This window comes from Brevundimonas sp. Root1423, from assembly GCF_001426805.1.
In genome coordinates, this window is record NZ_LMFL01000056.1 from 65,954 (window position 1) to 78,786 (window position 12,833).

Consider the following 12,833-nt stretch of genomic DNA (forward strand, 5'->3'; position numbering starts at 1 on the left):
TCGGCCGGGAGTCAGACCTCCTTGGGACTGGGACCGAAGCGGTTGTCGCCGGGCTGGCTGTCGGTGACGCCGATCCAGAGCAGGAAGCCCAGGTTCACAAGGAGCAGGAGCACGACGATGCCGAAGGCCGGGCCGAGCAGGGCCATGATGGCGGCCGGATCCTCACGGTCCAGGGCGGCCTGGTTCATGATGGCGGAGACCCCCAGAATGGCCACCCCGACGCAGACGCCGACGATGTTCGCGACCCAGGGAATGGCGACCAGCCAGCCGGTCTTGCCCATGTCGTGAAGACGTTTTACCGCGATGGCCAACTGGGGCCAGATCAGGGCCAGGGAGATCAGGCCGCCGAGGATGGGAATCCACCCGGCGACGACGCCGACGCCCAGACAGATCAGCCACCCGATCCAGAAATGCGAGCGCCGGGTGCGGCCCTCGAACGAAAACAGCAGCTTTTGCCAGTCAAAGCTTTGAATCCGGGATGAACTCTCGAGGCTCATGACGCCCTCCCCGCGCGATCCGGACCCGCGGTCCGGCATGGGAGGATGGCGTAACGGTGCTCGCTCGACAAGCGAAAGCGACCGCTGGAAATCCGGACAGGAGAGAGTGAATGGCCTTTCACGAGGTGAGGCTGCCCGCGCGGCTGGCGTTCGGGTCGACGGGCGGCGTGGAGCGACGCACCGAGATCGTGACCCTGGGGTCCGGGTTCGAGCGGCGTTCGACGCCCTGGGCGCAGGGGCGCCGCCGCTATCTGATCGGGGCCAATCTGAGATCGCTGGACGACATGGCGACCCTGACCAGCTTCTTCGAGGCGCGCCGGGGACGCCTGTACGGGTTCCGGTTCCGGGACTTCGCGGACTGCAAGTCCTGCACGCCGGGCGCGGCCGTGAGCGCGGTGGATCAGATGCTGGCCCAGGGCGACGGGGCGCGGACCGTGTTCCCGCTGTCGAAACGCTACGGCGACGACCAGACCGCGGCGGAACGGCGGATCGCCAAACCCGTCGAAGGCACGGTGCGGCTGGCGGTGGGCGGGGTCGAACAGGCGAGCGGGACGTTCGCGGTCGATCACGCGACAGGGCTGGTCACGCTGGACGCGGCGCCGGCCGCCGGTGTGGCCGTCACAGCAGGTTTCGAGTTCGACACGCCGGTGCGGTTCGACACGGATCGGATCGAGGTGACGCTGGAGAGTTTCGATGCCGGACGGATGGCGGCCGCGCCGCTGATCGAGGTGCGGGTCTAGCCATGCGCGATATGCCGGAGGAGATGGCCGCCCGCATCGAGAGCGGTGCGGCGACGCTGTGCCACGCCTGGGTGCTGCGACGGACGGACGGAGTCGAAACGGGCTTCACCGACCATGACCGCGACCTGACCGTCGAGGGGGTGACCTGCCAGGCAGCGAGCGGCTGGACAGCCGGGGCCGCAGACAGCGCGGTCGGCCTGGCGGCGGGATCGGGGGCGATCGCCGGAGCCCTGGATGACGCGGCGATCACGGATGCGGACGTCGAGGCGGGACTGTACGACGGGGCGGCGGTCGCGCTGTGGCGGGTGGACTGGGAGCGGCCGGAGCTGCGGATGCGTCTTTGGACGGCGACGCTGGCGCGGATCCGGCGCGAGGGTGGAGGCTTCGTCGCCGAACTGGAGGGGCCGCTCGCCCGGCTGGAGCGGGTGGTTGGTCGCACCTACGGACGGGGATGCGACGCCCTGCTGGGCGACGGGCGGTGCCGGATCGATCGGGCCGCCTTTCCTGGCGCCGAGTGCGACAAGCGTTGGGAAACCTGCGTGGGGACATTCGCTAACGGGACCAATTTTCAGGGCTTTCCGGACATTCCCGGCGACGACTTCCTGACTGCCGCTCCGGTCGAAGGTGGACGCAATGACGGCGGGAGCCGCCGATGAACGCGCGGGCGGCCGCGGTCGCCAGGACCTGGCTGGGAACGCCGTACCGGCATCAGGCCAGCGTGCGGGGCGAGGGGGCGGACTGTCTGGGACTGGTCCGCGGCGTCTGGCGCGACCTGGTGGGACGCGAGCCGGAATCCCCGCCGGCCTATCAGGCCGACTGGGCCGAGGTCGGGGGCGAGGAGACCTTGCTGGCCGCGGCGCGGCGCTGGCTGACGGAGAAGCCGGTCGCGGATGCGGCGCCGGGGGATGTGCTGATGTTCCGCATGGCGGCCGGATGTCCGGTCAAACACTGCGCGATCCTGAGCGATACGGCGGGCGCCGAGCCGCGGATGATCCACGCCTACTGGGGCCGGGCCGTGGTGGAGAGCTGGATGGGGGCCTGGTGGCGGCGCCGGCTGGTCGCGGTGTTCGGTTGGCCGGCCGGAAGCAGGGGAAACGACTGAATGGCGCAGGTCATCCTGAGCAGCGTGGGGCAGGCGGTCGGCGGGCCCATCGGGGCGGTGATCGGGTCGACCCTCGGGCGGACGATCGACCAGAGGGTCATCTCGGGGCTGGAACCGGCGCGACAGAAGGGGCCACGGCTCGAGACGCTGAAGGTGCAGGGTTCGGCCGAGGGCGCGCCGATGGCGGCCGTGTTCGGGCGGGCCCGGGTCACGGGGCAGGTGATCTGGGCGGCCCGGTTCCTTGAGGGACGAAACACGATCTCGGGCGGCAAGGGCGGGCCGAGAGCGGTCGAGTACGACTATTCCCTGAGCTTCGCTGTCGCCCTGTGCGAGGGCGAGATCGACGGGATCGGCCGGGTGTGGGCCGATGGGCGGCCCATGGACCTGTCAGGCGTGACGATGCGGGTGCATCGCGGCGGCGCCGATCAGATACCGGATCCGCTGATCGAAGCGGTCGAGGGAACCGCGCCGTCGTATCGGGGAACGGCCTACGCGGTGTTCGAGGACCTGTCTCTGGGCGCCTATGGGAACCGGCCCCCGCAGCTGGCCTTCGAGGTTTTCCGAAGGGCGGGAGCCGGCGGGACGGCGCTCGAGGACCGGCTGGAGGGCGTGTGCCTGATCCCCGGCGCCGGGGAGTTCGTGCTGGCGACCGATGTCGTCACGCGCCGTGAAGGGCTGACGCGGACAACGGCGGAGAATGTCCATGGCGGGGACGGGCGGACGGACCTCATCGTATCGCTGGATCAACTGATGGCCCAGGCCCCGGGTCTGAAGCGGGTCAGCCTGGTCATCGGCTGGTTCGGGACCGACCTGCGCGCGGCGCAGTGCACGATCCGGCCCGGCGTGGAGCGGGTCGGGAAGGCGACAGAGCCGTTGAGCTGGTCGGTCGCGGGGCTGGCGCGTGCGGAAGCGCACGTGATCTCGGAGAGCGGCGGCGCCCCGGCCTATGGCGGCACCCCATCGGACGAGAGCGTGCGGCAGGCCGTCGCCGAACTGAAGGCGCGGGGGCTGGAGGTGACGCTGTACCCCTTCGTGTTCATGGACGTGCCGGCGAGGAACAGCCTGCCAGACCCTTACGGCGGAACGGAACAGGCGGCCTATCCGTGGCGGGGACGGGTCAGGGGACGTGACGGCGGTCAGGCGGCGGCGGACGTCGAGGCCATGTTCGGGACGGCGGCGGGCCGGGGCCTGCGGCGGCTGGCGCTTCACTATGCGGCGCTGGCGGCGGAGACCGGCGCGGACGGGCTGCTGATTGGCTCCGAGATGCGTGGGCTGACCTGGACCCGCGACGACGTCGGCGGCTTTCCGGCGGTGGATCAGTTGAGGACGCTGGCGGCCGAGTGTCGGGCGGTGGTCGGACCGGACGTGGCGATCAGCTACGCGGCCGACTGGTCCGAATATTTCGGGCGGCATGAGGGGGCCGACGCGCTCTTCCATCTGGATCCGCTGTGGGCCGACGCCAACATCGATTATGTGGGCGTCGACTGGTATCCGCCGTTGGGCGACTGGCGGGCCGGCGACGGCGGCGTGGACGGCATGCTTTTCGCCGGGCCCGACGACCCCGCCTATCTGACGGCGCAAGTGGCGGGCGGAGAGGGGTTCGACTGGTTCTACGCCTCGGAGGCCGACCGGGTCATCCAGACCCGCACGGCGATCGCCGACACGGCGCATGGCGAGGACTGGATGTTCCGGCCCAAGGACCTGAAGGGCTGGTGGAGTAACGCGCATCATGACCGGCCGGGCGGCGTACGGAATTCGGCCCCGACGGCCTGGGTTGCCGGAATGAAACCGATCCGGCTGACGGAGTTCGGCTGCGCGGCCGTGGACCGGGGCGGCAATGCGCCCAACCTGTTCCAGGATCCGAAGAGCGCCGAGAGCGGTCTGCCGCCCTTCTCAAACGGGGTGCGCGACGACCGGATGCAGCGACGCGCGCTGGAGGCGGTCCTGCGGCACTACGCGGTCCCGGACAACAATCCGGTGTCGGCGGTCTATGGCGGACCGATGCTGAACGGGGCGGACGCCTGGTGCTGGGACGCGCGGCCCTGGCCCGCGTTTCCGGGTCGCGGAGACGTGTGGGCGGATGCGGGGGCGTGGCGGACCGGGCATTGGCTGAATGGCCGGCTGGGGGGCGAGACGCGGGATCTGATCGCGGCGGTTCTGGAGCGTGGTGGGCTGACCGCGCAAGATTTCGAGGTGGGGGCCGTGAGCGGGGCGGTGCAGGGCTATGTCATCGACAGGCCGATGCGGACGCGGGACGCGCTGGAGCCGCTTCTGGCCGCGCTGGGGCTCGTCGCGGCCGAGCGGGGCGGCAAGGTCGCGGTGGTTGGGGAAGGTCTGGCGGAGGCGGCGCTGACGACGGAGGCTCTGGGGCTGCCGGAGGACGGCGCGAGCATCCGGGCGGATCGGACGCTGGAGGGGTCGCCAGGGACGGCGCGGGTAAGGTTCATCGACGGCGACGCGGACTATCGGACGGGGTCGGCGATCATGCGGTCAGCGGGCGAGGGCGGCGGGGTCGACCTGGATTTGCCGGCGGTGTGTTCGGCCTCGCTGGCGCGGGCGGCTGCGGAACGGGCCCTCGAACGACTCGCGGACGAACGGCTGACAGCGGCGCTCGGGCCGCTGGCGGCCATGCGGCTGGAACCGGGGGACCGGGTCTCGGTCGAAGGTCGGGAAGGCGACTGGCGCGTCATGCGGCTGGACATGGACGAGACGCCGTCCGCGATGCTGGAGCGGATATCGTCGGTGGACGCCGGGGCGGACGAGGGCGGGCCCAGGGCCGACAGGACGAGCACGATGGTGGGTGCGCCCTTCTTTCGGATGATGGAACTGCCGCCCCTGGCCGGGGCCGAGATCGACGGACGACCGATCCCGGTCGCCGCCGGGGAGCCATGGCGGCCGATGCAGGTGTTCGCGGGACCGTCGACGGATGCCCTGGCGGCGCGAGGCGAGATCCCGCGACCTGCGACCGTGGGCGTGCTGACGGAACCGCTGGCTCCAGGCCCCAGACATCGCTGGGATGCGGTGAACACCTTGGCTGTCCGGGTCGAGGGACGAACTCCGGAAAGCCGTCCCGCCATCGCGGTGCTCGCGGGCGGCAATGCGGCGGCCGTCGAGACGGAGGACGGCTGGGAGATGGTGCAATTCCGGACGGCTGAGTTGTTGGGCGACGGCGTCTGGCGATTGGGCGGATTGTTGCGTGCGCAGCAGGGGACAGACAACGCCATGGCGGCCGGCGCAGCGGCGGGGGCCCTGGTGGTTCTGCTGGACTCTACGCCGGCGCGGGCGGAGTCGCCGCGGACCGAGCGGGGGCTGCCGCTGATCTGGCGCGCCGGTCCGACGGGGGGACCTCCCGGCGGGGCGGCGGTCAGCGAGGTGGTCCATACGGCCACGGGCGTCCACGACCGGCCCTGGTCGCCTTCGCATCTGAGGGCGGGCGCCCGGGCTGACGGGGGGTTCGACCTGGGCTGGGTCGCGCGGTCCCGTATCGACGGGGACCGCTGGGAGGGCGAACCGGCGTCCGCCGATCCGCTGCGGTTCCGGGTCAGGATCCTGGCGGAAGCGACGGTGCTCCGGACGTTCGAGGCCGAGGGCGTGGCGGCGCTCTATCCGGCGGCGGACGTCGCGATCGATTTTCCCGCCGGGCCCGGCCCGGGAGCGACGATCGCCGTGGCGCAGTGGGGGGATGGCTACGGCTGGGGCGTCGAGGCGAGGGCGGCGCTCGGCTGATCGCCACGCCAGAGATTTCGACCGCGCGCCTTTCGGGAATCCCCTCGATGGCCTAACTGATCGTTTCGGTATTGGTGGGCTGATGCGCTTCGCGCTGCTTGAGCCCGGCGCAGGAGCGGTTTCGAACGTGGCGGGCGATCCCTACAAGGAACTGGGCGTTTCGAGGGGCGCGAGCGCTGACGAGATCAAGAAGGCGTTCCGAAAGCTCGCCAAGGAACTGCATCCCGACAAGAACCCCGGCAACACCGTGGCCGATGAGCGGTTCAAGCGGATCACGGCTGCGTTCGACCTGCTGGGCGACAAGGAGAAGCGCGCCAAATTCGATCGCGGCGAGATCGACGCCGACGGCCGTGAGCAGTTCCGCGGCTTCGGCGCGGGTGGACCGACCCGCGGCGGTTCGGGCGGCAATCCGTTCGGCCAGGGCGGGGCGCGGCAACAGGGCTTCGAGAACATCGATCTGGACGAGCTGTTCGGTGGCATGTTCGGCGGCGGGACGAGGCCGGGCGGAGCGAGGGGCGGCGGCTTCTCCAATGCGGGTCTGGGTCGCGGAGCCGACGTAAAGGCGACGTTGGAGATCAGCCTTGAGGATTCGATCTCGGGCGCGACGCGGCGAATCCAGTTCTCGGATGGACGAACCCTGGACGTTACCATCCCCAAGGGCGCGGCGGACGGCCAGACGATCCGGCTGAGGGGTCAGGGCGCGCCCGGTGCCTCGGGCCGCAGCGAGGCGGGCGACGCCCTGATCACGCTGAAGATCGCGCGGCATCCGGTGTTCACGCGGGACGGGGCGGACCTGACGATGGACTTGCCGGTATCCCTGACCGACGCCGTTCTGGGCGGCAAGATCCCGGTGCGGACACCCGAGGGGACGGTTTCGATGACCATTCCCAAGGGGTCGAGCTCAGGCAAGGTGCTGCGGCTCAAAGGGCGAGGCGCGTTCGCCGACGGCAAGCGCGGCGACCTTCTGGCCAGGCTGATGGTCATGCTGCCCGAGGAGGAAAACGCGGCGCTGACCAAGTTGGCGCAGGCGATGCGCGACGCGGGCCCCTACAAGCCGTGGCGCGATTGATGGCCAATCGGCCGAACGTGAAACCGGCGCGGCCGTGGTTCTCGTCCGGGCCGACGGCGAAGCGGCCGGGATGGTCGTCGCAGGCGATTCCTCATGAGCTGCTGGGCCGAGGCATCCGCGCGCCGGAGGTGGTGGAGCGGTTCGCGCACGGCCTGAGACTGACGCGGGAACTGCTGGAGGTCCCGGCGGACTGGGTGCTGGTCTATGTGCCAGGGTCCGACACCGCGGCGGTCGAGGCGGCCATGTGGTCGATGCTGGGCGAGCGGCCCGTCCAGGTCCTGGCGTTCGAGAATTTCGGCAAGGTCTGGGCGAGCGACGCCGTCGAGCATCTGAGACTGGACCCGGAGGTGTTGACGGCGCCGTGGGGCGGGTGGCCCGATACCTCGAAGGTCGATCCGAAGAAGGACCTGGTGTTTCCCTGGAACGGCACGACCTCCGGCGTGTGCGCCCCGAACGGAACCTTCATCGCCGACGACCGCGAAGGCGTGGTGATCTGCGACGCGACCTCGGCGGCGTTCGCCATGCCCTTGCCGTGGGGCAAGCTGGACGTGGTGACGTTCAGCTTCCAGAAGGCGCTGGGCGGCGAGGCGGGCCTGGGGGTAGCGGCGTTGTCGCCACGGGCGGTGGCGCGGCTGGACCGCTATGAACCGCCGCGCAGCGTGCCCAAGGTGCTGCGGCTGCGGGATGCGAACGGCTTCGACCGGATGCTGGCCAACGGGTCGATGCTGAATACCTTCTCGGTGTGGACGATCGAGGACTGGATCGACGCGGTCCAGTGGGGGCTGGCGGCGGGCGGTCTGGACAGCCTGATCGCGCGGACGGCCGCCAACGCGGCGACGCTCGACGCGTGGGTCCGGCGGACGGACTGGGTCGACTATCTGGCGCGAGACCCGGCGACGCGCTCGACGACTTCGGTGTGCCTGAAGTTCGTGGATGCGCGCGTGGCGGCCATGGACGACGATGCGCGCCGGGCGCTGGTCATGCGGATGAAGGCGCTGGTCGAGGATGCGGGCGCGGCCTTCGACATCGAGAGCCACCGCAACGCCCCCGCGGGTCTGCGGATCTGGTGCGGCTGCACCGTGGAGACGGCGGATATCGAGGCGCTGACGCCCTGGCTGGACTGGGCGTTTGAGACGGCGCTGGCGGAATAATCGCTCCGCGGCGGGACACCCGCCGATTCCCCCGCTATAGGCTGCGCCCGCATTCCGAAATCCCGGACAGCGGAGAACAGTCTTGGCGAACGTCGCGGTGGTCGGCGCCCAGTGGGGTGACGAGGGCAAGGGCAAGATCGTCGACTGGCTGTCGAACCGGGCCGACATGGTCGTCAGGTTCCAGGGCGGGCACAACGCCGGTCATACGCTGGTCGTGGACGGCAAGGTTTACAAGCTGGCGCTGCTGCCGTCCGGCGTGGTGCAGGGCAAGCCCTCGATCATCGGCAACGGCGTGGTCGTCGACCCCTGGCACCTGGTCGGCGAGATCGGGAAAATCGAGGCGCAGGGAATCCACATCAGCCCCGAGGTGCTGATCGTGGCCGACAACGCCTGTCTGATCCTGCCCATCCACCCGGCGCTGGATGTGGCGCGCGAGGCAGCGGCGAGCGCACCGGGCGCGCGGATCGGCACTACCGGGCGGGGCATCGGTCCGGCCTACGAGGACAAGGTGGGGCGGCGCGCGATCCGGGTCTGCGACCTGGCCAATGTGGAAGACCTCAAGGTCAAGATCGACCGCCTGCGCTCGCACCATGATCCGCTGCGGGCGGGGCTGGGGCTCGAGCCGATCGATCCGGAGGCGCTGCTGGCGCAGCTGCTGGAGATTGCGCCCAAGATCCTGCCCTATGTGCAACCGGCCTGGCGGGTGCTGGATCAGGCGCGGCGGGACGGCAAACGGGTGCTGTTCGAGGGAGCCCAAGGCGCCTTCCTGGACGTGGACCACGGCACCTATCCCTATGTGACCAGCTCGAACACCGTGGCCGGACAGGCGGCGGCGGGATCGGGCATCGGGCCGCGCGGGGTCGGCTATGTGCTGGGGATCGTAAAGGCCTATACGACCCGGGTGGGCGAGGGGCCGTTCGCCTGCGAGCTGAATGACGAGGTGGGGATCCATCTCGCGACGGTGGGGCGCGAGATCGGGGTCAATACCGGCCGGGCGCGCCGCTGTGGCTGGTTCGACGCCGTGCTGGTCCGCCAGTCGGTGGCGATCAACGGGATTGACGGTATCGCCCTGACCAAGCTGGACGTGCTGGACGGGCTGAAGATGCTCAAAATCTGCACGGGCTACCGCATCGACGGTGAGGTGCTGGACTATCTGCCGTCCAGCCTGAAGGCCCAGGCCGCGGCCGAACCGGTGTTCGAGGAACTTGAAGGCTGGAGCGAAAGCACAGCCGGCGCGCGCAGCTTCCGGGATCTGAATGCGAATGCGGTCAAGTATGTCCGGCGGATCGAGGAGTTGATCGGCGCCCCGGTGGCCCTGCTGTCGACGAGTCCCGAACGCGACGACACCATCATGATGCACGATCCCTTCCGGGGCTGAGGGCGGCCGGGCATTCAACCGGCCTTAACCGGCGCCGGTTAAGGATGACCGTCCCTGAGGAGAGTTGCGTCTTGTTTGCTGCCGATCGTCGAGTGCTGGCAAGAATGGCCCCGATGCTGAGGCGGGTTCTGATCGTCGATCCGAACCCCCATTCCGCACGCATACTGAGCGAGATCATCAAGGGACTGGGCGCCGCCCGGATCCTGGTCGAGCCAACCGAGGATCGCGCGCTTCAGAGGGCGGCGGAACTCGAGCCCGGCATAGTGTTCACTGAGCGGACCGGCGACAAGCTGGACGGAGAATCGTTGGCGCGGAAGCTGAGGCGGTCGCATCTGGGATGCCGCCGCGCGCCGATCATCATGGTGACGACCGAGGCTACGGCGACCACGATCCTGGGCGCGCGCGACGCGGGGGTGCACGAATTCCTGCGCAAGCCCTTCACCAGCGCCGACCTGTTCAAGCGGGTCGAGAACGTCGCGCTTAAGCCCCGGGACTGGGTTGAGGCGGTCGGCTATATCGGACCGGACCGTCGGCGGTTCAATTCGGGCGAGTTTTCGGGGCCAGGCAAGAGAAAAGCGGACGAGGCCCCCACCGGAGCCGAGGCGACCGCGGCTACCAAGGATCAGGCCATGCGCATTCTGGCGGCGGCGCTGGACAAGTTCGACAGCGATCCGATGCAGGCGGTGCGCGCCGTGCGGGAACAGGCGTCCCAGCTCAAGGCGCTGGCCCTCAAGGCGTCGGATTCACGGCTCGTGGTGGCGGTCGGCGCGCTGGAGGTCACCCTGGCGTCGGGACCCGTGACCAAGGCGACCCTTGCGGCCCCGATCGGGACGCTGCTGGCCATGGCGCCGATCACGCCGATGCAGCGCGCGGGCTGAGACTCCCGCACCCGGCAGTCTACCCAAGCAGGCCGGCATAGGCCGCCACGATGCGCGGCCAGACGGCCGAGGTCGGGTCGACAAGCTCGAAATGCCCGGCTCCTTCCAACACCACGGACGTCGCGGGATCGCCCGCCGATACGGCCGCGGCCGCATAGTCCTGGCCAAACCGCGGCGGCACGATGTGGTCGAGCGCGCCCGACACCAAGATCTGCCGGTCGCCCAACGGCAGCAGGGCGGGGGGCGAGGTGTCGGCGAAGATGTTGGGGGCGTCCCTTCCCTGAACACCCACCAGCGCGTCGATGGTCGAGGGGCCGCCGCAGGCGTCTGGTCCCGTCTCGCGATAGGCGGTCAGATCCGCGATGCCGGCCAGCGTTACGACCCCCCGCACCGGAAGGGGGCCGACGATGCGAAGCGGGCTGGTCGACGGAAGACGGTCTCGAGCCGCACCCCATAGCGCCAGATGGCCGCCGGCGGAATGACCGGAGACCGCGACCCTGCGCAGGTCCAGGCCGTACTGCGGCCCTAGGGCGCGCAGATGATCCAGGCCGGCGGCGATGTCCTGAAACGTCCCGGGATAGCCGCCGCCTGCGTGGCCGATGCGGCGATATTCAAGATTCCAGACGGCGTAGCCCCGGTCCCGGAGGTCGGCGGCCATGTAGTCCATCAGTTCGACGCCGGGCAGATCCGCGCGCCAGCAGCCGCCGTGGATCAGGACGATGACGGGATGGCGACGGCCGCTCTTCGGAATCCACAGCTCGCCGAACTGGAGTGGGTCGGCGCCATAGGCGATGCGGAAGTCCGCGCTCGCGCGAGGCTGGCTCAGAAGCTGGCTGAAGGTGATAGGCGTTCGGGTCTCGACCGGATCGACAGGCGCGGGAGAGGACATGCAGGCGGCGACGGACAGGGATGCGGCCAAGACGGTCAAGGGCGGGCGCATTCCGGGCGATCCTGTCGATGTCGCCGTTTCACCGGCGTGGCGGCTCACTGTAGAGAGCGATAGCCGCCCGGCAACAGGAGCCTCCCGAATGACGACCCGCCAGACTTGTCTTGATCGGGATGCCGCTGATCCGCTGGGCGGCGTTCGGAACCGGTTCAGTCTGCCGGACGGGGTCGTCTATCTGGACGGGAATTCCCTGGGCGCCCTGACGCTGGCGGCGGCGACGCGGGTGCGTGAGACGACCGAGCAACAGTGGGGCCGGGACCTGATCTCCAGCTGGAACCGCCATGGGTGGATTGACCTGCCCCGACAGGTGGGAGGCAAGATCGCCCGGCTGATTGGCGCGGAGGCGGACGAGGTCACGGCGGCGGATTCGGTGTCGGTGAACCTGTTCAAACTGGCCGCGGGGGCCGTTCGGGCCCGGGGGCCGGAGCGGCGGGCCGTCGTCATCGAGCGGGGCGACTTCCCGACCGATCTCTACATCCTGCAGGGTCTCGCCGGGGCCATGCCGGAGATCGACCTGCGGGTCGTCGAGCCGGGGGCGTTCGAGACGGCGCTGGACGACCGGACGGCCCTGGTCCTGCTCAGTCACGTTCACTACCGAAGCGGCGCCGTGCGCGACATGGCGGCGCAAAGCGCGGCGGTGCGGGCCGCCGGGGCCCTGAGTCTCTGGGACCTGAGCCACAGCGCGGGGGTGCTGGACGTCGACCTCAACCGGGACGGGGCGGATCTGGCGGCGGGCTGCGGCTACAAATATCTCAACGGCGGGCCCGGCGCACCGGCGTATCTGTTCGTGGCGAGGCGGCATCAGGCGGCGTTGCGCAATCCTCTGTCGGGCTGGATGGGTCACGCCCGGCCGTTCGATTTCGTGGACGATTACGAGCCGGCCGCCGGGATCGACCGCTGGCTGTGCGGGACACCGCCCATCCTCAGCCTGGCGGCGCTGGATGCGGCGCTGGATGCCTTCGACGGCGTGGATATGGCCCAGGCGCGGTCCAAGGCGGCGGCGCTGGGCGATCTGTTCATCGAAAGGGTGGAGGCGCGATGCGCGGCGCATGGGTTGATGCTGGTCGGGCCGCGCGACGCAGCGGCCCGTGGCGGTCAGGTCTCGTTCGCGCATCCAGGCGGTTGGGCCGTGATGCAGAACCTGATCGCGCGCGGGGTGGTCGGGGATTTCCGGCGCCCGGACGTCATCCGCTTCGGCTTCGCGCCGCTGTACGTGCGTCACGTTGATGTATGGGATGCGGTCGAGGTGCTGGGAGACATTTTCGACAGCGGGAGCTGGCGGGACGAAAGGTTCCAGGCCCTTTCGGCCGTGACCTGAGTCCCTCCCCGCGATGCGGGGAGGGAGG

The 12,833-nt window shown here is 70.0% G+C and carries 11 protein-coding genes; 9 read left to right on the forward strand and 2 right to left on the reverse strand.

All coding sequences use genetic code 11. The features are described 5' to 3' along the window. Positions 1-11: 11 nt before the first annotated feature. On the reverse strand, positions 12-497 hold the full coding sequence (locus ASD25_RS25775; protein ID WP_055828270.1) for a DUF805 domain-containing protein: 486 nt from the start codon (positions 495-497) through the stop codon (positions 12-14). 110 nt (positions 498-607) lie between these two features. Here ASD25_RS25775 and ASD25_RS25780 point away from each other — a divergent pair, with 110 nt between their 5' ends. The 8 genes from ASD25_RS25780 (at position 608) to ASD25_RS25815 (ending at position 10,541) form a co-directional block, all read left to right on the forward strand. Then, entirely contained in the window at positions 608-1,237 is a 630-nt protein-coding gene (locus ASD25_RS25780; protein WP_055828273.1) for a DUF2460 domain-containing protein, read from the forward strand. 2 nt (positions 1,238-1,239) lie between these two features. Next, complete coding sequence (locus ASD25_RS25785) at positions 1,240-1,893, forward strand: DUF2163 domain-containing protein (protein ID WP_055828276.1); 654 nt, start codon at positions 1,240-1,242, stop codon at positions 1,891-1,893. Beyond that, complete coding sequence (locus ASD25_RS25790; RefSeq protein WP_055828280.1) at positions 1,890-2,339, forward strand: NlpC/P60 family protein; 450 nt, start codon at positions 1,890-1,892, stop codon at positions 2,337-2,339. Before ASD25_RS25785 ends, ASD25_RS25790 begins: the two co-directional genes overlap by 4 nt. Beyond that, on the forward strand, positions 2,340-6,065 hold the full coding sequence (locus ASD25_RS25795) for a glycoside hydrolase/phage tail family protein (protein WP_055828283.1): 3,726 nt from the start codon (positions 2,340-2,342) through the stop codon (positions 6,063-6,065). Between the two features lie 127 nt (positions 6,066-6,192). Next, the gene (locus ASD25_RS25800; RefSeq protein ID WP_055829671.1) at positions 6,193-7,134 is read left to right on the forward strand and encodes a DnaJ C-terminal domain-containing protein; all 942 of its coding nucleotides are present in this window, start codon (positions 6,193-6,195) and stop codon (positions 7,132-7,134) included. Beyond that, entirely contained in the window at positions 7,134-8,285 is a 1,152-nt protein-coding gene (locus ASD25_RS25805; RefSeq protein ID WP_055828286.1) for a phosphoserine transaminase, read from the forward strand. The genes ASD25_RS25800 and ASD25_RS25805 overlap by 1 nt, the downstream gene beginning before the upstream one ends. Positions 8,286-8,367: 82 nt before the next feature. After that, positions 8,368-9,663: an adenylosuccinate synthase gene (locus ASD25_RS25810; protein WP_055828289.1), complete on the forward strand. Its 1,296-nt coding sequence runs from the start codon at positions 8,368-8,370 to the stop codon at positions 9,661-9,663. Between the two features lie 104 nt (positions 9,664-9,767). Next, entirely contained in the window at positions 9,768-10,541 is a 774-nt protein-coding gene (locus ASD25_RS25815) for a two-component system response regulator (RefSeq protein WP_235562886.1), read from the forward strand. Positions 10,542-10,560: 19 nt separating this feature from the next. Here ASD25_RS25815 and ASD25_RS25820 read toward each other — a convergent pair whose 3' ends face one another. Continuing rightward, entirely contained in the window at positions 10,561-11,481 is a 921-nt protein-coding gene (locus ASD25_RS25820) for a S9 family peptidase (protein ID WP_200943725.1), read from the reverse strand. An 88-nt stretch (positions 11,482-11,569) separates the two neighbouring features. Between ASD25_RS25820 and kynU the strand changes: the two genes are divergently transcribed. After that, positions 11,570-12,805: a kynureninase gene (gene kynU / locus ASD25_RS25825; protein WP_055828296.1), complete on the forward strand. Its 1,236-nt coding sequence runs from the start codon at positions 11,570-11,572 to the stop codon at positions 12,803-12,805. Positions 12,806-12,833 lie beyond the last annotated feature (28 nt).